25 protein-coding genes and 2 pseudogenes are annotated in these 20,677 nt (G+C 62.3%); 22 read left to right on the top strand and 5 right to left on the bottom strand.

The window, feature by feature from the left end; all coding sequences use genetic code 11:
* Positions 1-53 precede the first annotated feature (53 nt).
* From AC1RNN_RS08400 to AC1RNN_RS08380, 5 genes and pseudogenes are all read left to right on the top strand, one after another.
* The gene (locus AC1RNN_RS08400) at positions 54-353 is read left to right on the top strand and encodes a Dabb family protein (protein WP_493091024.1); all 300 of its coding nucleotides are present in this window, start codon (positions 54-56) and stop codon (positions 351-353) included.
* A 72-nt stretch (positions 354-425) separates the two neighbouring features.
* Positions 426-1,271 (top strand): annotated as a pseudogene (locus AC1RNN_RS08395) (SdiA-regulated domain-containing protein); the annotation flags it as partial.
* 66 nt (positions 1,272-1,337) lie between these two features.
* A pseudogene (locus tag AC1RNN_RS08390) lies at positions 1,338-1,439 on the top strand (PEP-CTERM sorting domain-containing protein); the annotation flags it as partial.
* 148 nt (positions 1,440-1,587) lie between these two features.
* Positions 1,588-2,784 (top strand): CaiB/BaiF CoA transferase family protein, encoded by a 1,197-nt coding sequence (locus AC1RNN_RS08385; RefSeq protein ID WP_493091025.1) that lies wholly within the window; start codon positions 1,588-1,590, stop codon positions 2,782-2,784.
* Positions 2,785-2,832: 48 nt separating this feature from the next.
* The gene (locus AC1RNN_RS08380; protein WP_493091026.1) at positions 2,833-3,744 is read left to right on the top strand and encodes a LysR family transcriptional regulator; all 912 of its coding nucleotides are present in this window, start codon (positions 2,833-2,835) and stop codon (positions 3,742-3,744) included.
* 56 nt (positions 3,745-3,800) lie between these two features.
* Here AC1RNN_RS08380 and AC1RNN_RS08375 read toward each other — a convergent pair whose 3' ends face one another.
* From AC1RNN_RS08375 to AC1RNN_RS08355, 5 genes are all read right to left on the bottom strand, one after another.
* Positions 3,801-4,946, bottom strand: coding sequence for a GGDEF domain-containing protein (locus AC1RNN_RS08375; RefSeq protein WP_493137374.1), 1,146 nt, complete (start codon positions 4,944-4,946; stop codon positions 3,801-3,803).
* Positions 4,947-5,088: 142 nt separating this feature from the next.
* Positions 5,089-5,352: a DUF2164 domain-containing protein gene (locus AC1RNN_RS08370; protein ID WP_493091028.1), complete on the bottom strand. Its 264-nt coding sequence runs from the start codon at positions 5,350-5,352 to the stop codon at positions 5,089-5,091.
* Position 5,353: 1 nt separating this feature from the next.
* A complete protein-coding gene (gene proC / locus AC1RNN_RS08365; RefSeq protein WP_493091030.1) occupies positions 5,354-6,169 on the bottom strand; it encodes a pyrroline-5-carboxylate reductase in 816 nt (271 codons plus the stop codon).
* A gap of 75 nt (positions 6,170-6,244) precedes the next feature.
* On the bottom strand, positions 6,245-7,735 hold the full coding sequence (glpK, locus tag AC1RNN_RS08360; protein ID WP_493091031.1) for a glycerol kinase GlpK: 1,491 nt from the start codon (positions 7,733-7,735) through the stop codon (positions 6,245-6,247).
* 21 nt (positions 7,736-7,756) lie between these two features.
* On the bottom strand, positions 7,757-8,524 hold the full coding sequence (locus AC1RNN_RS08355) for a DeoR/GlpR family DNA-binding transcription regulator (RefSeq protein ID WP_493091033.1): 768 nt from the start codon (positions 8,522-8,524) through the stop codon (positions 7,757-7,759).
* Between the two features lie 161 nt (positions 8,525-8,685).
* On the opposite strand from AC1RNN_RS08355, the gene AC1RNN_RS08350 reads away from it, so the two are divergent.
* The 17 genes from AC1RNN_RS08350 (at position 8,686) to rplO (ending at position 20,667) form a co-directional block, all read left to right on the top strand.
* Positions 8,686-9,759, top strand: a complete 1,074-nt coding sequence (locus AC1RNN_RS08350; protein WP_493091034.1) for an ABC transporter ATP-binding protein — start codon at positions 8,686-8,688, stop codon at positions 9,757-9,759.
* Position 9,760: 1 nt separating this feature from the next.
* Entirely contained in the window at positions 9,761-10,837 is a 1,077-nt protein-coding gene (locus AC1RNN_RS08345; protein WP_493091035.1) for an ABC transporter ATP-binding protein, read from the top strand.
* A complete protein-coding gene (locus AC1RNN_RS08340) occupies positions 10,834-11,727 on the top strand; it encodes a carbohydrate ABC transporter permease (RefSeq protein ID WP_493091036.1) in 894 nt (297 codons plus the stop codon). Before AC1RNN_RS08345 ends, AC1RNN_RS08340 begins: the two co-directional genes overlap by 4 nt.
* Positions 11,720-12,532: a carbohydrate ABC transporter permease gene (locus AC1RNN_RS08335; protein WP_294770429.1), complete on the top strand. Its 813-nt coding sequence runs from the start codon at positions 11,720-11,722 to the stop codon at positions 12,530-12,532. The genes AC1RNN_RS08340 and AC1RNN_RS08335 overlap by 8 nt, the downstream gene beginning before the upstream one ends.
* Positions 12,533-12,544: 12 nt before the next feature.
* Complete coding sequence (locus AC1RNN_RS08330; protein WP_493091037.1) at positions 12,545-12,853, top strand: DUF2160 domain-containing protein; 309 nt, start codon at positions 12,545-12,547, stop codon at positions 12,851-12,853.
* An 87-nt stretch (positions 12,854-12,940) separates the two neighbouring features.
* Positions 12,941-14,671, top strand: coding sequence for an ABC transporter substrate-binding protein (locus AC1RNN_RS08325; RefSeq protein WP_493091038.1), 1,731 nt, complete (start codon positions 12,941-12,943; stop codon positions 14,669-14,671).
* Between the two features lie 116 nt (positions 14,672-14,787).
* On the top strand, positions 14,788-16,395 hold the full coding sequence (locus AC1RNN_RS08320; protein WP_493091039.1) for a glycerol-3-phosphate dehydrogenase/oxidase: 1,608 nt from the start codon (positions 14,788-14,790) through the stop codon (positions 16,393-16,395).
* A 187-nt stretch (positions 16,396-16,582) separates the two neighbouring features.
* On the top strand, positions 16,583-16,951 hold the full coding sequence (rplN, locus tag AC1RNN_RS08315) for a 50S ribosomal protein L14 (protein WP_007861702.1): 369 nt from the start codon (positions 16,583-16,585) through the stop codon (positions 16,949-16,951).
* A 9-nt stretch (positions 16,952-16,960) separates the two neighbouring features.
* Positions 16,961-17,281, top strand: a complete 321-nt coding sequence (rplX, locus tag AC1RNN_RS08310) for a 50S ribosomal protein L24 (RefSeq protein WP_493091041.1) — start codon at positions 16,961-16,963, stop codon at positions 17,279-17,281.
* A gap of 2 nt (positions 17,282-17,283) precedes the next feature.
* The gene (rplE, locus tag AC1RNN_RS08305; RefSeq protein WP_294770403.1) at positions 17,284-17,823 is read left to right on the top strand and encodes a 50S ribosomal protein L5; all 540 of its coding nucleotides are present in this window, start codon (positions 17,284-17,286) and stop codon (positions 17,821-17,823) included.
* An 8-nt stretch (positions 17,824-17,831) separates the two neighbouring features.
* Positions 17,832-18,137 (top strand): 30S ribosomal protein S14, encoded by a 306-nt coding sequence (gene rpsN, locus AC1RNN_RS08300; RefSeq protein WP_493091042.1) that lies wholly within the window; start codon positions 17,832-17,834, stop codon positions 18,135-18,137.
* A gap of 18 nt (positions 18,138-18,155) precedes the next feature.
* The gene (gene rpsH, locus AC1RNN_RS08295; RefSeq protein ID WP_493091043.1) at positions 18,156-18,551 is read left to right on the top strand and encodes a 30S ribosomal protein S8; all 396 of its coding nucleotides are present in this window, start codon (positions 18,156-18,158) and stop codon (positions 18,549-18,551) included.
* Positions 18,552-18,575: 24 nt separating this feature from the next.
* Positions 18,576-19,109 (top strand): 50S ribosomal protein L6, encoded by a 534-nt coding sequence (gene rplF / locus AC1RNN_RS08290; protein WP_493091044.1) that lies wholly within the window; start codon positions 18,576-18,578, stop codon positions 19,107-19,109.
* An 11-nt stretch (positions 19,110-19,120) separates the two neighbouring features.
* The gene (gene rplR, locus AC1RNN_RS08285; RefSeq protein WP_493091045.1) at positions 19,121-19,486 is read left to right on the top strand and encodes a 50S ribosomal protein L18; all 366 of its coding nucleotides are present in this window, start codon (positions 19,121-19,123) and stop codon (positions 19,484-19,486) included.
* Positions 19,487-19,503: 17 nt separating this feature from the next.
* The gene (gene rpsE, locus AC1RNN_RS08280) at positions 19,504-20,028 is read left to right on the top strand and encodes a 30S ribosomal protein S5 (RefSeq protein WP_493091046.1); all 525 of its coding nucleotides are present in this window, start codon (positions 19,504-19,506) and stop codon (positions 20,026-20,028) included.
* Between the two features lie 14 nt (positions 20,029-20,042).
* Entirely contained in the window at positions 20,043-20,225 is a 183-nt protein-coding gene (rpmD, locus tag AC1RNN_RS08275) for a 50S ribosomal protein L30 (RefSeq protein WP_294770393.1), read from the top strand.
* 10 nt (positions 20,226-20,235) lie between these two features.
* A complete protein-coding gene (gene rplO, locus AC1RNN_RS08270) occupies positions 20,236-20,667 on the top strand; it encodes a 50S ribosomal protein L15 (RefSeq protein WP_493091047.1) in 432 nt (143 codons plus the stop codon).
* Positions 20,668-20,677 lie beyond the last annotated feature (10 nt).

Below are 20,677 nucleotides of genomic sequence, written 5' to 3'. Positions count from 1 at the left end.
GATTACTATATGGAAGAACATCAATCGATTTGTGACAAATTAGGAGGTAGTGCATGTCCATCCGCCATCTGGTCCTGCTGAAGTTCAAGGCCGACACGGCCCCCGCCCAGGTGCAGGCGCTGGAGACCGCCTTTGCCGCACTCGCAAGCAAGATCAGCGCCGTGCAAAGCCTGGAATGGGGCACCAACAACAGCCCCGAGGGACTGGCCAAGGGCTTCACGCACTGCTTCAACCTCACCTTTGCCGACGAGGCCGCCCGCGCCGTCTACCTGCCGCACCCGGAGCACATGGCCTTTGTGAACATCCTCAAGCCCGCGCTGGACGACGTGCTGGTGCTGGACTACACGGTCTAGGCCGGCTACTAGTCCATTCGACCCATTGCATGGGGGCGCCGCGACACGGCGCTGTCATGCGGCATTCCTAGCATGGCCTGTTTTTACACAGGGGTCTCCATGCACACCAAGTCCGCCGTTTCCGCCATCGTCCTGGCGCTTGCCTCCGTGGCTGCATCCGCGCAGTCCTTCAGCCTGTCCAACTACAGCGTCCAGAACACCTACGGCCTGGACCTCAGCGTGGGCGCAGTCTCCGGCCTGGAAGGCTCGGCCATCACCTACGCGCAGGACCGCGGCACCCTGTTCTTTGTGGGCGACGAAGGCAAAGGCGTGGTCGAAATCTCCAAGACCGGCACGGCACTGGGCTCCATGGCCTTCACCGGCTGGGGCACCAAGAGCACCAAGGACGGCAACGACTCCGAAGGCCTGGCCTACCTGGGCAATGGCGTGCTGGCGGTGGCCGAAGAGCGCCTGCAAAACATCTACAAGTTCAGCTACGTGGCTGGTGGCAGCGTGGACCTGGGCACCGTGCCCTACGTCTCGGTGGGCCCGACGATTGGCAACATCGGCATCGAAGGCCTGAGCTACGACGCCCGCAATGGCAGCTTCGTGACCGCCAAGCAGGACAACCCCGCCACGCTGAGCATCTTCAACAGCCTGCCCTTCTCCACCGTGGCCGCGCCCGACGCCGTGCCCACCATCACCTTCAGCGGCGCCACCGGCCTGTTCGGCCTGTCGCAGCTCTCCGATGTGCAGACCCTGTCCATCCTGGGCAACAACAACCTGCTGGTGCTGAGCACCGGCACGGCCGCCGGCGATTCGCGCGAGCTGATCGAGATCACCCGCACGGGCACCGTGGTCAGCCGCCTGGACCTGAGCCACATCGCCCCGCGCAATGCCATCGAGGGCGTGACGATTGACGAGCGCGGCACCATCTACCTGCTGGCCGAGCAGGACCAACTGGCCGGTGCGGCGGCCAACAGCAAGTCCCTGCTGATCGTGCTGACCGCCCCCGTGCCCGAACCTGAAACCTACGCCATGCTGCTGGCCGGCCTGGGTCTCATGGGCGTGGTGGCACGCCGCAAGCGCCGCCAGGTCCAGGGCTGACCCCACTGTCGCCGGCGTGTGGGCCGGTACCCGAGGGGAACATCTAACAAGAAGGAGCGGCGCGACAGGCGCCGCTCTGCATTTGGCGTAAAGTTTGCGGGCTGTGCCGCGTGTCCCACGCGCGGCGGCATTTTGACTACCGCCCCGCATGACACCCGATCCAAGCTCACCCAAAGCCCTGCCGCTGGCCGGCATCCGCGTCGTTGAATTCACCCACATGGTCATGGGCCCCACCTGCGGCATGACGCTGGGTGACCTGGGGGCGGACGTGATCAAGGTCGAGCCCCTGGCCGGCGACAGCACGCGCAAGCTGCTGGGCAGCGGCGCGGGCTTCTACCCGCTGTTCAACCGCAACAAGAAAAGCATTGCGGTGGACCTGAAGAGCGCCAAGGGCCGCGAGATCGTGCTCAAGCTCATCGCCACGGCCGATATCGTGAGCGAGAACTTCAAGACCGAGACCATGCAAAAGCTGGGGCTGGACTACGCATCTTTGAGCAAGCTGGACCCGCGCCTCATCTACGTGAGCCACAAGGGCTTTCTGCCCGGACCCTACGACCACCGCACCGCACTGGACGAGGTGGTGCAGATGATGGGCGGCCTGGCCTATATGACCGGGCGCCCCGGTGACCCGCTGCGCGCGGGCTCCAGCGTCAACGACATCATGGGTGGCATCTTCGGTGCCGTGGGCGCCATGGCCGCGCTGATGCAACGCCAGCAGACCGGCAAGGGCCAGGAGGTGCAGAGCGCGCTGTTCGAGAACAACATCTTCCTCGTGGCCCAGCACATGCTGCAGTTCGCCGTCACCGGTAAGGCCGCCGCGCCCATGCCCGAGCGCATCTCGCCCTGGGGCATTTACGACGTCTTCAGCGTCAAGGACGGCGAGCAGATCTTCCTGGCCGTGGTGGGCGACGGGCAGTGGAAGACCTTTTGCGAAGCCTTTGGCTACGCCGACCTGTTTGCCGACGAGCGCGTGGCCAAGAACAACGACCGCGTGCTGTCGCGCAGTTGGCTCATCCCTGAGCTGCGCCAGCGCCTGGCGCAATTCAGCCGCGCGGAACTGAGCGAGCGTTTCGAGGCTGTAGGCCTGCCCTTTGCGCCCATCACCGACCCGCAGCACCTGTTTGACGACCCGCACCTGCAGCAAACCGGTGGCCTGGCGCCCATGGAGCTGCCCGATGGCCGCCAGACCCGGGTGCCCTTGCTGCCGCTGACGCTGGGCGGCGAACGCCTGGGCCTGCGCCTGGACCCGCCCAAACTGGGCGAGCACACCAATGCGCTGCTGCAAAGCCTGGGCTACACCGCGGACGACGTGGCCGCGCTGCATGCGGAAGGCGTGGTGCTATGAAAAAACTAGCTGCTTGCGCAATATCTACGGGGGCTGGAGGCTGAAACCATGGACAAACTCAAGCAACTGGAGTCCTTTGTGTCCGTCGCCACCCGTGGCAGCCTGACCGCTGCGGCGAATGCCGAAGGCGTGGCCCCGGCCATCATGGGGCGCCGCCTGGACGGGCTGGAGGAGCGCCTGGGCGTGAAGCTGCTGATCCGCACCACGCGGCGCATCACGCTCACGCACGAAGGCAGCGCCTTTCTGGAAGACTGCCAGCGCATCATTGCCGACGTCACCAACGCCGAAGCCAGCGTCAGCGCCGGCGGCGTGAAGGCGGCGGGGCATTTGCGCATCACCGCGCCGGCCGGCTTTGGTCGCCGCCACGTGGCGCCGCTGGTACCCAAGTTCCGCGAGCTGCACCCGGATGTGACGATCTCGCTCAACCTGTCCGACCGTGTGGTGGACATTGCGGGCGAGGGTTATGACTGCGCGGTGCGCGTGGGCGACATGCCCGACTCGTCCCTGGTGAGCGTGCGCATGGCCGACAACCGCCGCCTCTGCGTGGCCACGCCGGCGTATCTGAAGCGCCACGGCACGCCGCAGACGCCGGCCGACCTTTCCCGCTTTCACTGCCTCACGCTGTCCAGCGACGCCTCGCAGACCCGTGGCTGGGCCTTCAAGCAGCCCAATGACGAAGTGATTTATCTGAAGCCCGCCGGCCCGCTGGATTGCAGCGATGGTCAGGTTCTGCACGACTGGTGCTTGGCCGGCTACGGCATCGCCTGGCGCAGCACTTGGGAGGTGGAGTCCGAAATCGCCGCCGGCCGCCTGGTTGCTGTGCTGGAAGACTACGCCGCCCCACCCAACGGCATCTACGCCGTCTTCCCCCAGCGCAAGCACCTGCCGCTGCGCGTGCGCCTGTGGATCGACTTCATCAAGGAGCGCTACAGCGCGGCGGGCTACTGGCAGTCGCTATAAAAACAGGAGCTGCTTGCGCAGGTTTTATGGGGGCTGGGTGCCCATTTGGCACTGAACTACTCCAGTGAGATCACCACCTGGTTACGCCCGTTGCGCTTGGCCTGGTACATGGCCGCATCGGCGCGGCGCAACACGCTGGCCTGGCTCTCTTTGGGCCCCAGAACGGCCACGCCAAAGCTGGCGGTGAGCGCAATAGTGGCGCCGCCGGTGCGCATGGGGGTTTGCTCCAGGGCCAGGCGCATGCGGTTGGCGGCCTCGCGGGCACCGGTGATGCGGGTGCCGGGCATGAGGGCCAGAAACTCCTCGCCGCCATAGCGGCCCAGCGCATCCACGGTGCGCAGATTGCCTTGGATCACGCCCACCACGTGGCGCAGGGCGTCGTCGCCCGTGGCGTGGCCATGCCGGTCGTTGATGTCCTTGAAGTGGTCCAGGTCAAAGAACACGCAGGCCACCGGCTCGCCCCCGCGCTGCATGCGCTCGCGCTCAAAGCCCAGCCGCTCCTCGACGGACGCGCGGTTCAGGCAGCCGGTCAGGTGGTCCTGCTCGGCCAGGTTGCGAAAGCGCTTGACCAGGCGCCCCGCCGTCAGGCCCGCCATGGTGATGTTCATGGCCATGACGATGATCGTCAGCATCCAGAGAAAGGGCGTGAAGTGCGGGATCTGCGCAAACTGCCCGGTGGGGGCTGGCAGATAGCCGGTAAGCACCAGCACCGCGCGCAGCAGCATGGCCAGCGAAGCCACCAGAAACGGCCCGCTGATGGACCAGCGCACTCCGGGCGCAAACTGGTCGTTGCGCAGGCCGCAGTAGCAGTCCCAAAAGCAGTTGAAGGTGAGGGCGGCCACGGTGAGCGAGAACACCACTGCGCGCACGTTGTAGGAGCTGCTGTCGGGCGCTACCTGCAGCGTGATGACCATGGCGATCAGGATGGGGCTGAGGCGCCGCGCCAGCGTGGGCAACTCGTCGAGCCGCACCAGATAGACGATGCCGCTGTGAAAGGCTGCCAGGCCCATGAATACCAGCCACTCGACGCCCTGGTAGTGCAGGTAGCTGGGCTCGGTGCCGCGTTGCACCAGCACGGCGACCGTAACGCCAAACAGCAGGTTCGCCAGACAGAAGCGCCAAGTCGCCTTGGGCACCATCTTCATGGCGCCGCCCAGCACCCCCCATGAGAAGGCCCACATGGCGCTGAGCACCATGACCATGGCGAACAATGTGTTGTCGACCTGTCCCAAACCTGCCTCACTGCCCTGTCAGTGCTGTTGTTCGGGCCAGTGTACTCCTGCACCTGCAAGTTGTTTGGACTATTCGCGGGCCGGTGGATAGGCCATCCGGCCTGCGGCGGGCTCAGCGTTTCTTGCCGTGTTTGGACCAGTACTGAAACTCGTCTTCGTGCACTTCCAAGTCTATCTCGGCCACGCGGGCCTGCAGGCGTTCCTGCACATCGGCCACGGCTTGGTTGTAGACCAGCGGGCCGACCTCTTCCAGAAAGAAGCCCAGCAGCCCGCCGGCCGCCACGTTGCCGATGGGCTCGTCCATGTGCTCGCGGAAGTAGCGCTCGATGGAGGCGATGGCCTGCTGGCGCGCCTCCTTGGTGATCTCAATGGCCATGTCAGGCCCCGCCGAATTCCCGGCCCAGCTCGCCCGCGCGGGTCTGTGCGGCGAACAGGGCTTTGGCAAACAGGGCTTTCACGCCGCTCTCGTCCATGCTGGTGATGGCCGCATGGGTGGTTCCGCCCTTAGAGGTGACTTTGGCACGCAGAGTCTCGGGGGAGTCGGTGGACGCACGGGCCAGTTCGCCCGCGCCAATGAAGGTGGCCACGGCCAGGCGGTAGGCCTGCTCGCGCTCCAGGCCCATCTGGGCGCCGGCCTCGGTCATGGCTTCCATGAAATAGAACATGTAGGCCGGGCCCGAGCCGCTGATGGCGGTGACCGCGTCCAGCTGCGCTTCCGCCGTCAGCCACACGGTGGCGCCGGTGGTGGCGATCACCTCGTCGGCCCAGTCCTTGTCCGCCTGCGTGACGGCGGGGCGGGGGTACAGCGCGGTGATGCCCTTGCCGATGAGCGCAGGCGTGTTGGGCATGGTGCGGATGATGCGTTCGCTGCCCAGCCAGGCGGCAATGCTGTCGCTGGGAATGCCGGCGGCCACGCTCAGGTGCAGGGCGCCGGTGTTGTGGGCGGCCACCGCAGCGGCGGCGTCCTTGAAGGTTTGCGGCTTCACGGCCCAGACGATCAGGTCTGCGGTGGCCAGAAAGGCACCGGCCTCGGCCTGCGCGGCAATGCCGAAGTCGGCCTGCAGGCGCTCGCGCGCTTCGGCCCAGGGTTCCACCACGTCAATCTGGCTGGCCGCAAAGCCCTGGCGGACCAGCCCGCCGATGATGGCGCTGGCCATATTGCCACCGCCTATGAATGCAATGCGCTTGCCCATGGTGTTGTGTCCTCTGGAGATGTCGTTGAGCGCCAGAGTCTAGCCAAAGCTATAGCCGCAAGGCCGACAAAGGGCTTACAGCGTGGTCTGGCGCACAGCGTGTTCCCATTGCTCCATGCGCTCCCGGGCGCGGGCGGGCGCCATGGTGGGCAGAAAGCGGCGCTCGGCCTTCCACAGGTCGGTCAGCTCGCTGGTGCTGCCGTACACGCCGGTGGTCAGGCCGGCCAGGTAGGCCGCACCCAGGGCGGTGGTCTCCGTCACGGCGGGGCGCACCACGGGAATGCCCAACAGGTCGGCCTGGAACTGCATGAGCAAATCGTTCACGCACGCACCACCGTCCACGCGCAGCTCGGACACCTGTGCGCCGCCCGCGTGCACCGCGTCGCGGCTCATGGCCTGGAGCAGGGCGGCACTCTGGAATGCTATGCTTTCGAGAGCAGCTCGCGCAATGTGGGCGAGGGTTGATCCACGGGTCAGGCCTGTAATGGAGCCCCGTGCATCGGGCTTCCAGTAGGGTGCGCCCAGGCCGGTGAAGGCTGGCACCACAATCACGCCGCCCGCATCGGGCACGCTCTGCGCCAGGCTCTGCACCTCGCCGCTGCCCTGGATGGCGTGTAGCCCGTCGCGCAGCCACTGCACCACGGCACCGCCCACAAACACGCTGCCTTCCAGCGCGAATTCGGGTTGGGCAGTCGTCTGCGCCGCGCTGGTCGTGATGAGGCCGTTTTCCGATATTTGGAAGTTGTGGCCCGTGTGCATGAGCATGAAGCAGCCCGTGCCGTAGGTATTCTTCACCATGCCCGCCTTGAAGCAGGCCTGGCCAAACAGCGCGCTTTGCTGGTCACCCGCCACTCCACCAATCGGGATGGCGCCGCCCAGCAGCGCGGGCGCCACTTCGCCAAACAGCGAGGCCGAAGGCTGCACCGCCGGCATCAGGCTGGCAGGAATGTCCAGCGCGGCCAGCAGGTCGTCGTCCCACAGGTTGGTGTGCACATTGAAAAGCATGGTGCGCGAGGCATTGCTCACGTCGGTTACGTGCACGCGGCCCTCCGTCAGCTGCCAGATCAGCCAGCTGTCGATGGTGCCAAAGGCCAGCTCGCCGTTGGCGGCCTGCGCGCGCGCGCCGGGCACGTGATCCAGGATCCACTTGAGCTTGGTGCCCGAAAAATACGCGTCCACCAGCAGGCCGGTCTTGTCGCGGATGGTGTCGGCCAGGCCCCTGGCGCGCAGTTCGGCACAGGTGGGCTCGGCGCGGCGGTCCTGCCAGACGATGGCGTGGTGGATGGGCTGGCCGGTCTTGCGGTTCCACACCACCGTGGTCTCGCGCTGGTTGGTAATGCCCACGGCCTTGACCTGCGCCGCCGTGATGCCGGCCTTGGCCAGTGCCTCGCGCGCGGTGGCGAGCTGAATGCGCCATATCTCCAGCGCGTCGTGTTCCACCCAACCGGGCTGGGGGTAGATCTGGGTCAGCTCCTTTTGCGCCATGGCCACGATGCCCCCTTCGGGGGTGAACACGATGCTGCGCGAACTGGAAGTACCCTGGTCGAGGGAAAGCAGATAGGTCATGGTGGTCAGTGGGTAAAAAAATCAGGGCAGAGCCACGGTCAAGCGCACCTGAGCCTCGGTCAGCAGCGCGGGGAATGGCTCAGGTGGCTGCGCGTCGGTGAACAGGCGGTCGATCTGCGACAGCGTGGCCACCTCCACCATGGCGGGGCGGTTGAACTTGCTGATGTCGGCGGCCAGCCAGACCTCACGTGCATGCGAAATGATGGTCTGCGCGACCTTCACTTCGCGGTAGTCGTAGTCGCGCAGCGTCCCGTCGGCTTCTATGCCGGAGATGCCGATCAGCGCAAGGTCCACCTTGAACTGGCGGATGAAATCCACCGCCGCCTCGCCCACGATGCCCTGGTCTCGCCCACGCACCACGCCGCCCACGACGATGACCTCGCATTGGGGATTGGTGCTGAGGATGCTGGCCACGTTCAGGTTGTTCGTAATCACGCGCAGGCCGGTGTGGTGCAGCAGGGCTCGCGCAATCGCTTCGGTGGTTGTGCCGATGTTGAGGATCAGCGAGCAGTCATTCGGGACTGCCCCGGCCACGGCGCGGGCGATGCGCGTCTTGCCTTCGGCGTTCAGACTTTCGCGCTGCTGATGGGCGATGTTCTCGGTGGTGGAGCTGGGCACCCGCACACCACCGTGAAAACGGGCGAGCAGACCTTCGTCCGCCAGGCGCTGAACATCGCGGCGCACCGTTTGCAAAGTCACCCCCAGGGTCTCTGCCAGTCGCTCCACGGTGACAGAGCCTTGTGCCTGGACGACGGAGAGCAGGGTGAGTTGTCGGGGGTTGGGTTGCATGGTGTGTTTGTACCCCGAATCTCCGGAGCGGAACGGACTGTAAAACGAATCAAAAAGAATAATTACAGGGTTATTACCAAGAGAAATCGAATCAAAACGAACAATAATTATCCAAATCGAAAACCAATCGGGTTCTCTATGCAACAAAAAAAGGCGGCGTGATGCAGTTGACTCTGGAAGGCATCAGCAAGAAGGTGGGGCCACAGACTTGGCTGTACGACATGGGCCTGGCACCGCGCAGCGGCGCGGTGACGGTACTGCTGGGGGCCACCCAGGCTGGCAAGACCAGCCTGATGCGCATCATGGCGGGGCTGGACGTGCCCACCACGGGCCGGGTGCGTGTGGACGGCGTGGACGTGACCGGCGTTCCTGTGCGGGACCGCAATGTGGCCATGGTTTACCAGCAGTTCATCAACTACCCCTCGCTCAAGGTTCGCGAGAACATCGGTTCGCCGCTGAAGCTGCGTGGCGAGAAGAGCGTGGACCAGCGTGTGCGCGAACTGGCCGCCAAGCTGCACATCGAGATGTTTCTGGACCGATACCCCGCCGAGCTGTCGGGCGGCCAGCAGCAGCGCGTGGCCCTGGCCCGCGCGCTGGCCAAGGGTGCGCCGCTGATGCTGCTGGACGAGCCGCTGGTGAACCTGGACTACAAGCTGCGCGAAGAGCTGCGCGACGAGTTGACCGCGTTGTTTGCCGCAGGCGACTCCACGGTGATTTATGCCACCACCGAGCCCGGTGAAGCCCTGCTGCTGGGCGGCTACACCGCCGTGCTGGATGCGGGCGAGCTGCTGCAGTACGGTCCCACTTCCGAGGTGTTCCACGCACCGCAATCCATTCGCGTGGCGCGCGCTTTCAGCGACCCACCTATGAACCTGCTGGCTGCCAGCGTGGCGCCCACCGGTGTGCAGTTGGCCCAGGGGCCGCAAATCGCCCTGGCCCTGCCTCCCACCAAGTTGGCCTCGCTGACCGTGGGCATGCGCGCCAGCGCATTGCGTGTGCGTGCCCAGGAGGGCGATGTGGCGCTGGTGGGCACGGTTGAGCTGGCCGAGATTTCGGGCACTGACACCTTTGTGCACTTCGAAACCCCGCTGGGCGAACTGGTGGCGCAGCTCACCGGCGTGCATCACTTTGACCTGGGGCAACCCGTCACCTTCTTTTTCAACCCTGCGCAGGTCTATGTGTTTGATGCGCAGGGCATGTTGCTGCTGGCCCCGGTGCGCGGCAAAGGACGTTGATATGGCACGCATAGAACTTGATCTGGCCCACGCCTACCGGCCCAACCCGCAGCAGGACAGCGACTATGCGTTGTTGCCCCTGAAGATGGCCTTTGACGATGGCGGTGCCTATGCATTGCTGGGGCCTTCGGGCTGCGGCAAGACGACGCTCCTCAACATCATGTCGGGCTTGGTCACGCCTTCGCAGGGCACGGTGCGCTTTGATGGTCAGGACGTCACGCGGGCCACGCCGCAGGAACGCAACATTGCGCAGGTGTTCCAGTTTCCTGTGATCTACGACACCATGACGGTGGCCGAGAACCTGGCCTTCCCGCTGCGCAACCGCAAGATGCCGGCGGACCAGATCAAGAAGCGCGTGGGTGTGATTGCCGAAATGCTGGAGATGAGCGGCCAGCTCAACCAGCGCGCCGCCGGACTGGCCGCTGATGCCAAGCAAAAGATCTCGCTCGGCCGCGGTCTGGTGCGTCCTGACGTGTCGGCCGTGTTGTTCGACGAGCCGCTGACCGTGATCGATCCGCACCTGAAGTGGCAGCTGCGCCGCAAACTCAAGCAGATCCACAACGAGCTCAAGCTCACGCTGATCTACGTGACGCACGATCAGGTGGAGGCGCTGACTTTTGCCGAGCAGGTCGTGGTGATGACGCGCGGTCGCGCCGTGCAGGTGGGATCTGCGGCCGATCTGTTCGAGCGGCCCAGCCACACTTTTGTGGGTCACTTCATTGGGTCTCCGGGCATGAACTTCCTGTCCGGGCGCAATGCCGATGGCGACTTTCATACAGCGGGGACTGTGGTTGCACTGCCGCTGGAGCGGCCCTTGGCAAACGGCGAATTCAAGCTCGGTGTGCGCCCTGAGTACGTGAGCCTGGCCGCGGCGCAGGCCGAAGGGGCCTTGTCCATGACCGTGACGCAGGTGCAGGACGTGGGAACCCATGTGATCGTGAGTGCTGTGCGCGAAGGGCACACCGTCAAAGCGCGCCTGGCGGCGGATGCCGTGCAGCTCAGTGTGGGTGACAACGTATGGCTGCAGGTGGTGGGGGAGCACACCTGCTTCTACCAAGATGAGGAGATCGTGGGATGAGTACGACGACCAAGCCGGTGAACCAGAAAGCCTGGTTCCTGATTCTGCCCGTGCTGCTGTGTGTGGCGTTCTCGGCCATCCTGCCGCTCATGGTGGTGGTGAACTACTCGGTGCAGGACATCATCTCGCCCGAGCGCCGAGTCTTCGTGGGCACCGAATGGTTTGCCGCCATCATGCGCGACGAGGAACTGCATGGCGCGCTGCTGCGCCAGATCACCTATTCTTTTGCGGTGCTGGCGGTGGAGCTGCCGCTGGGCATTCTGCTGGCGCTGTCCATGCCCGCGCAGGGCTGGAAATCATCGGCCGTGCTGGTGGTGGTGTCGCTCTCGCTGCTGATTCCCTGGAACGTGGTGGGCACCATCTGGCAGATTTTCGGCCGTACCGACATCGGCCTGATGGGCGCGGCGCTGCTGGGCCTGGGTATTGACTTCAGCTACACCGGCAACCCGGTGCATGCTTGGCTGACCGTGCTGCTGATGGACGTATGGCACTGGACGCCGCTGGTGGCGCTGCTGGGTTATGCGGGTTTGCGCTCCATCCCCGACGCCTACTACCAGGCCGCCAGCATTGACGGTGCCAGCAAGTTCGACGTGTTTCGCTATGTGCAGTTGCCCAAGATGCGGGGCGTGCTGATGATTGCGGTGCTGCTGCGCTTCATGGACAGCTTCATGATCTACACCGAGCCCTTTGTACTCACGGGCGGTGGCCCGGGCAACTCCACCACTTTCCTCTCGCAATTCCTTACGCAAAAAGCCGTGGGCCAGTTCGACCTGGGACCCGCCGCCGCCTTCTCGCTGATCTATTTCCTGATCATCTTGTTGATGTGCTTCATTTTGTATAACTGGATGCAGCGCGTCGGCACCCAGGCTAAGGAGGGTGGTCATGACTAAACCCAAATTCCAGAAACGCTCGCTGTTCATGCTGGCGTACGTCGTGTTTGCGCTGTTGCCCATTTACTGGATGGTCAACATGTCGTTCAAGACGAACAACGAAATCCTCGCGGGCTTCACGCTGTTCCCCGACCATTTCACCTGGGACAACTACAAGACGATCCTGACCGATCCGGCCTGGTACTCGGGCTACATCAACAGCCTGATCTATGTGGGCATCAATACGGTCATCTCGCTGACCGTGGCACTGCCGGCGGCCTATGCGTTTTCGCGCTACAGCTTCTTGGGTGACAAGCATGTGTTCTTTTGGCTGTTGACCAACCGCATGACTCCGCCCGCAGTGTTCCTGCTGCCGTTCTTCCAGCTCTACACCTCGGTTGGGCTGATGGACACCCACATTGCTGTGGCACTGGTGCACTTGCTGTTCAACGTGCCTTTGGCGGTGTGGATTTTGGAGGGCTTCATGAGCGGCATCCCCCGCGAGATTGATGAAACCGCCTACATCGACGGCTATTCCTTCCCGCGCTTCTTCATCCGCATCTACATCCCGCTGATTAAGGCGGGGGTGGGCGTGGCGGCGTTTTTCTGCTTCATGTTCAGCTGGGTGGAACTGCTGTTGGCCCGCACGCTGACCAGTGTGAACGCCAAGCCGATCGCCGCGACCATGACCCGCACGGTGTCGGCTTCTGGCATGGACTGGGCCACGCTGGCTGCGGCTGGCGTGCTGACCATCGTGCCGGGTGCCATCGTCATCTGGTTTGTTCGCAACTACATCGCGAAGGGTTTCGCGATGGGCCGTGTTTGAGAGGACTGCAAGATGTTTGACTGGATGGCATGGACCACGCCTGTGGCCGTCTTTTTCTGCTGCATTGCACTGATGCTGGTGGGGATGACCCTGTGGGAAATCAAATCGCCCACCATATTGCGCAAGGGCTTCCTGCCCATGGAGACCACGCGCGGTGACCGCCTGTTCGTGGGGCTGCTGAGCGCGGCCTATGTGAATCTGGCTTTTGTGGGGATCAGCGGGCGCCTGGTTGAGTGGATGGGGCTGGAGTCTGAACCTTCGGTCTGGATCAGTTTTGTTGTTTCCATGGGCTTGCTCGCGCTGATCATGCGCAAAGGCTGAGTCGCACGAATTTCAAGGTGCGGCTTAACCCCCTGGGGCTGCACCATTCTTTCAAAACAGGGGGTTATCAGACCGAGGAGATTGACAATGAAATTGAAGTATTCCGTATTGGCTGTTGCCATGGCGTGCGCCGTGGGTGGCCAAACATGGGCTGACGAAGCTGCTGCCAAAAAATGGATTGACAGCGAGTTCCAGCCATCCACCTTGAGCAAGGCGCAACAGGCCGCTGAAATGAAGTGGTTCATCGATGCCGCGCAGAAGCTGCAGGCCAAGGGTGTGAAGGAGATTTCCGTGGTGTCCGAGACCATCTCCACCCACGAGTACGAGTCCAAGACCTTGGCCAAGGCCTTTGAAGAAATCACTGGCATCAAGGTCAAGCACGACCTGATCGGCGAAGGCGACGTGGTTGAGAAACTGCAAACCTCCATGCAGTCTGGCAAATCCATTTACGACGGCTGGATCACCGACTCCGACCTGATCGGTACCCACTACCGCTACGGCAAGATCATGAACCTGACCGACTACATGGCCGGTGCAGGCAAAGAATGGACCAACCCCGGTCTGGACCTCAAGGACTTCATCGGCACCAGCTTCACCACCGGTCCTGACAAGAAGCTCTACCAGCTGCCTGACCAACAGTTTGCCAACCTGTACTGGTTCCGCGCTGACCTGTTCGAGAAACCCGAACTGAAAGCCAAATTCAAGGCCAAGTATGGCTACGAGTTGGGCGTGCCCCTGAACTGGAGCGCCTATGAAGACATCGCTGCGTTCTTCAGCGAAGACGTGAAGACCATCGATGGCAAGCCGATCTACGGTCACATGGACTACGGCAAGAAAGATCCTTCCCTGGGCTGGCGCTTCACCGATGCCTGGTTGTCCATGGCTGGGACCGCAGACGTGGGCATCCCCAACGGCAAGCCCGTGGACGAGTGGGGCATTCGTGCTTCCGCCGACGGCTGCACCCCACAGGGCGCCTCTGTCTCCCGTGGCGGTGCGACCAACTCGCCTGCCGCCGTGTACGCACTGACCAAGTACATCGACTGGATGAAGAAGTACTCGCCCAAGGAAGCCATCGGCATGACTTTCGGCGAAGCTGGCCCTGTGCCTGCCCAAGGCCAGATCGCCCAGCAGATCTTCTGGTACACCGCCTTTACCGCGGACATGATCAAACCTGGTTTGCCCGTGGTGAATGCCGACGGCACGCCCAAGTGGCGCATGGCCCCTGGCCCCAATGGCCCGTACTGGAAGCAAGGCATGCAGAACGGCTACCAGGACGTAGGTTCGTGGACCTTCTTCAAGGACCATGATGCGAACAAGGTGGCGGCTGCCTGGCTGTACGCCCAGTTCGTGACGGCCAAGACCACGTCGCTGAAAAAGACGACCGTGGGCTTGACGCCTATCCGTGAGTCCGACATCCAGTCCAAGGCCATGACCGACATGGCGCCCAAATTGGGTGGCCTGGTGGAGTTCTACCGCAGCCCCGCGCGCGTGGCCTGGACACCCACCGGGACCAACGTTCCCGACTACCCCAAACTGGCCCAGCTGTGGTGGAAGAACGTAGCCGTGGCTGTGACGGGTGAGAAGACCCCGCAAGCCGCCATGGACAACTTGGCCGAAGAGATGGACGGTGTGATGAGTCGCCTGGAGCGCTCCGGCATGGCCGTGTGCCCACCCAAGCTCAACGCCAAGAGCAGCCCCGACAAGTGGCTGAGCGACAAGGGTGCGCCCTGGAAGAAGTTGGCCAACGAAAAGCCAAAGGGTGAAACCATTGCGTACGACACTTTGTTGAACGCATGGAAAAACGGTAAGGTCCGCTAATTCGCGGGCTGTAGAAGAACGGCCATGCAGGAACTTCCTGGATGGCCGCTGTTCACAAGGTTCTTTCAGCGGGTTCTGGGCGCTGTGCCCGCCCGCTGTTCATTTAGAAAATATGTATGGCCATTGATGCGCGCCCCCTCCCCACCCCGCGTGAAGACCTGATTGCGCGTCTGGCGCAAGACCACACCTACGACATTGCCATCGTGGGCGGCGGCGCGACCGGTCTGGGTGTGGCGTTGGACGCCGCTGCGCGCGGCCTGCGGGTGGTGCTGGTCGAGTCACACGACTTTGCCAAAGGCACCTCTTCGCGCGCGACCAAGCTGGTCCACGGCGGGGTGCGCTACCTGGCGCAGGGCAACATCTCCCTGGTCCGCGAGGCGCTGCACGAGCGCACCACCCTGTTGCAGAACGCCCCGCACCTGGCCCAGCCGCTGCCCTTCGTGATGCCTTCCTACCAATGGTGGGAAACCCCGTTTTACGGCGCAGGTCTCGTGGCTTACGACGCACTGGCGGGAAAGGCGGGTCTGGGAAAAACGGAGTTTCTGGGGCGCCAGACGGCCCTGAAGTACCTGCCCCAGGCGCGGGCCGAAGGGCTCAAGGGCGGCGTGAAGTACTGGGACGGACAGTTCAACGACGCCCGGCTGGCCCTGGCGCTGGCCCGGACGGCGGCGACCAAGGGCGCTTTGCTGGTGAACTACTGCCGTGCCGCAGAGCTTCTATATATAGAGGGCAAGGTCAGTGGCCTAGTGTGTGAGGATGTGCTGACCGGTCAGCGACACGAGATCCGGGCTGGCTGCGTGGTGAACGCCACGGGTGTCTGGGTGGACGAGCTGCGGCAGAAAGACGGCGCTGCCAATCCGGCAGACGGTCGCAAACCCACCCAGGCCATGGTGGCCCCCAGCCAGGGCGTGCATATCGTGGTGGACCGGGAATTTCTGGGTGGCGACACCGCCCTTATGGTGCCCAAGACGGCCGATGGCCGGGTGCTGTTCGCCGTGCCGTGGCTGGGCAAGGTCATTCTGGGGACGACAGACACCCCCCGGCACGATCTGGCGCGGGAACCGCTGGCTTTCGAAGAGGAAATCGAATTCATCCTGTCCGAGTCGGCCCGCTACCTGCGCCGGGCCCCGACCCGGGCCGATGTGCGCAGCATCTGGGTGGGTTTGCGGCCCCTCGTCAAGCCGCAGGACGACGATGGCAACAGCACCAAAGGCATCAGTCGCGAACACACGGTGCTGGTCAGCCGCAGCGGCTTGGTCACCGTGACGGGCGGCAAGTGGACCACCTACCGTGCCATGGCGGAGGATGTGCTTGAAAAATGTGCAGAAAAAGGTCTGGTGCCGCAGCGCCCACAAGGCGTGACGGTGACGCTGCGCCTGGTGGGCGCACAGCGCGGTGGCACGGCAGTGCAATCCATCTGTCTGCCGCCGGGGTTGGCAAGTTATGGCGATGAGCGATCGGTGGTAGCCCAGATGCCGGGTGCCAATGTGGAGTTGGCGCCAGGGTTGACGGAGGGCATGGTGCGCTTTGCGGCCCGGCACGAATACGCCGTGACAGTGGAGGACATGCTGGCCCGCCGCTCCCGTCTGCTGTTTCTGGATGCGGCCCTGGCGAGCTCCTTGGCTGCCCGGGTAGCGGAAATCCTTGCGGAAGAAACCGGTCTTCCGCCCCAGGAGGCCGAATTTAAGGCCCTGGCACAACAATATTTGCTGGTTGCCCACTAAAAATTGTTGACAGCCTGCGTAAAAGTAGGCAAAATCGTGGGCTTCGCTTGAAAAAGCATGAAGGTTCTGCCCAAATGGATGTCGCATGAGTGGTTTGTGCGGCAGACAGCGGGCCCAAGACTGACTGGTTGATCGTGTTTGCCGCAGTGGCAGGTGCAATCCTCTGGTGCAAGTTGGGAATATTGAAATGATCCAAACTGAATCTCGACTGGAAGTTGCCGACAACACCGGCGCGAAGTCCGTCCTGTGCATCAAGGTGCTGGGTGGTTCTAAGCGTCGCTATGCGTCTGTTGGCGACATCATCAAAGTTAGCATCAAAGAAGCCGCGCCCCGTGGCCGCGTCAAAAAAGGCGAGGTTTACAGTGCTGTGGTGGTTCGTACTGCCAAGGGCATCCGCCGTGGCGACGGCTCTTTGGTGAAATTCGACGGCAACGCAGCAGTGTTGCTTAACGCCAAGTTGGAGCCTATCGGCACCCGTATCTTTGGACCAGTGACCCGCGAGTTGCGCACTGAAAAGTTCATGAAGATCGTGTCCCTGGCTCCTGAAGTTTTGTAAGGAGCCGCCATGAACAAGATTCGCAAAGGCGACGAAGTCATCATTATCGCAGGTCGCGATAAGGGCAAGCGCGGTGTTGTTTCTCTGCGCAAGGACGACTCCCATGTGGTCGTCGAGGGTATCAACCTGGTGAAGAAGCACACCAAGCCCAACCCCATGAAGGGCACCACGGGCGGCATCGTTGAAAAGACCATGCCCATCCATCAGTCCAACGTGGCCATCTTCAATGCGGCCAGCGGCAAGGCTGATCGTGTTGGTATCAAGGTGCTGGCTGACGGTAAGCGCGTTCGCGTCTACAAGTCCAGCGGCGAAGAAATCAAGGTGGCATAACCATGGCACGTTTCCAAGAACATTACCGCGACAAAGTGGCGCCTGAGCTGACAGCCAAGTTTGGCTACACCTCGCCCATGCAAGTCCCCCGTCTGACCAAGATTACCCTGAACATGGGTGTGAGCGAAGCCGTTGCTGACAAAAAGGTCATGGACAACGCCGTGGCTGACCTGACCAAGATTGCTGGTCAAAAGCCTGTGGTGACCAAGTCCAAGAAGGCTATCGCCGGTTTCAAGATCCGTGAAGGCCAAGCCATTGGCTGCATGGTGACTCTGCGTGGCGTGCAAATGTATGAATTCCTGGACCGTTTCGTGACCGTGGCTCTGCCCCGCGTACGTGACTTCCGTGGTATTTCTGGTCGTGCGTTCGATGGCCGTGGTAACTACAACATCGGCGTCAAAGAGCAGATCATTTTCCCTGAAATTGAATACGACAAGGTGGATGCCTTGCGTGGCCTCAATATCAGTATCACTACAACGGCCAAGACCGACGAAGAGTGCAAGGCACTGCTCGCCGGCTTCCGTTTCCCGTTCAAGAACTGAGGTCACCCATGGCAAAAATGGCTTTAATCCAGCGCGAACTGAAACGTGATCAGTTGGCTGCCAAGTACGCAAAGAAATATGCGGAATTCAAGGCGATCGCGGCTGATGCAAAGCGTTCTGAAGAAGAACGTGCTGCTGCCCGTCTGGGTCTGCAGAAGTTGCCCCGCAACGCCAACCCGACCCGTCAGCGTAACCGCTGCTCCATTACGGGCCGTCCCCGTGGAACGTTCCAGCACTTCGGTCTGGCACGCGCCAAGATCCGTGAAATGGCTTTTGCCGGTGAAATTCCTGGCATCACCAAGGCCAGTTGGTAAGCGATTGGAGAACTGAATATGAGCATGAGTGATCCCATCGCCGACCTGCTGACCCGCATCCGCAATGCACAAATGGTTGCCAAGACAACTGTTTCCGTGCCCTCTTCCAAGGTGAAGATTGCGATTGCGCAGGTGCTGAAAGACGAAGGCTATATCGACGGTTTTAAGATTTCCACCGAAGGTGGCAAGTCTGAACTGGAAATCGCCTTGAAGTATTACGCCGGCCGCCCCGTGATCGAGCGTATTGAGCGCGTGAGCCGCCCCGGCCTGCGCGTGTACCGTGGCAGCGAAGCAATCCCCCAAGTCCAAAACGGTCTGGGTGTTGCCATCGTGACCACCCCCAAGGGTGTTATGACTGACCGCAAAGCGCGTGCCTCCGGTGTCGGTGGCGAAGTGCTGTGCTACGTCGCTTAACGCTACATTGAGGAGTAAGAAACAATGTCCCGTGTAGGCAAACTTCCTGTCACCATTCCTGCTGGTGTTGAGGTATCCATCAAGGCTGACCAGATCAGCGTGAAAGGTTCCGGCGGCACTCTGCAACTGGCTCAAAACAGCCTGGTGAAGATCGCAAACGATGCTGGCAAGCTGAGCTTCCAGCCCGCCAATGATTCCCGTGAAGCTGACGCTATGACTGGCACTTTCCGCCAGTTGGTCAACAACATGGTGGTTGGCGTGACCAAGGGTTTTGAGCGCAAGCTGACCCTGATCGGTGTGGGTTACAAGGCGCAAGCCTCTGGCAACAAGTTGAACTTGGCTGTGGGCTATTCCCACGCGGTCAACCTGGATATGCCTGCAGGCATCACCGTGGCCACCCCCTCCGCCACTGAAATCTTGATCAAGGGTGCAGACCGCCAACGCGTTGGCCAGATCGCAGCCGAAATTCGTGCCATTCGTCCTCCCGAGCCTTACAAGGGCAAGGGTATCCGTTACTCGGATGAGACTGTCGCGATCAAAGAAACCAAGAAGAAATAAGGAGCTGCAACATGTTGACCAAAAAAGAGCAGCGTCTTCGCAGAGCCCGTCAAACCCGTATTCGCATTGCGACTCAGGGTGTTGCACGTCTGACCGTTACCCGCACCAACCTGCACATCTACGCCAGCGTGATTTCTGGCGATGGCGGCAAGGTTCTGGCCAGCGCATCTACTGCCGAAGCAGAAGTGCGCAAGTCCCTGGGTGCTACCGGCAAGGGCGGCAACGTCGCCGCAGCCCAGATCATTGGCAAGCGTGTGGCCGAGAAGGCCAAGGCAGCGGGTGTGGAGAAGGTCGCGTTTGACCGCTCCGGCTTCGCTTACCACGGTCGCGTCAAGGCGCTGGCAGATGCCGCGCGTGAAGCTGGCTTGCAGTTCTAAGCAGATCGGAAATAAAGATGGCTAAAGTTCAAGCAAAAATGCAAGGTAAGGCCGAGGGTCCTGAGGACGGTCTGCGCGAGAAAATGATCGCGATCAATCGCGTGACCAAGGTGGTGAAGGGTGGCCGTATTCTCGGCTTCGCAGCACTGACCGTGGTTGGCGATGGCGATGGCCGTATCGGCATGGGCAAGGGCAAGTCCAAGGAAGTGCCCGCTGCTGTGCAGAAGGCTATGGAAGAAGCGCGCCGCAACATGCTCAAGGTTTCCTTGAAGAACGGCACGATCCACCACACCGTGATGGGTCACCACGGCGCTGCCAGCGTCATGATGGCACCGGCTCCCAAGGGTACCGGCATCATCGCAGGCGGCCCCATGCGCGCTGTCTTCGAAGTGATTGGTATCACCGACATCGTGGCCAAGAGTCACGGTTCTTCCAATCCCTACAACATGGTGCGCGCCACCCTGGATGCCTTGTCTGTGTCGACGACACCGGCTGAAGTGGCTGCCAAGCGTGGCAAGACCGTTGAAGAAATCTTCGCTTAATCGGGGACTTCGATATGACAACACAACAAACAGTCAAGGTCCAGTTGGTGCGTAGCCCGATTGGCACGAAAGAGTCCCACCGCGCCACCGTGCGTGGCTTGGGTCTGCGCAAGCTCAATAGCGTCAGCGAACTGCAGGACACTCCTGCTGTGCGCGGCATGATCAACAAGATCGCCTATCTGGTGAAGGTGCTCTAAGGGATTCATGATGGAACTCAATAACATCAAGCCCGCAGCTGGCGCCAAGCACGCCAAGCGTCGCGTGGGTCGCGGTATTGGCTCCGGCCTCGGCAAGACTGCCGGCCGTGGTCACAAGGGTCAAAAGTCCCGTTCCGGTGGCTATCACAAGGTCGGCTTCGAAGGCGGCCAGATGCCCATGCATCGCCGTCTGCCCAAGCGCGGCTTCAAGTCGCACCTGCTGAAGTTCAACGCCGAGATCACCCTCTCCGCGCTGGACGCACTGGGTCTGGCCGAAGTCGATCTGCTGGCTCTGAAGCAAGCAGGTGCCGTGGGTGAACTGGCCAAGGTGGTCAAGGTCATCAACACTGGCGCAGTTGCCAAGGCGATCAAGCTGACTGGTATTGGCGCTACTGCCGGTGCCAAGGCTGCGATCGAGGCCGCTGGCGGAAGTATCGCCTAAGTCTGCTGGA

The sequence above is a fragment of the Rhodoferax sp. GW822-FHT02D07 genome (assembly GCF_058802405.1).
Note: the sequence above shows the minus strand (reverse complement) of the source record. Positions and strands in the feature narration are given on the sequence as shown.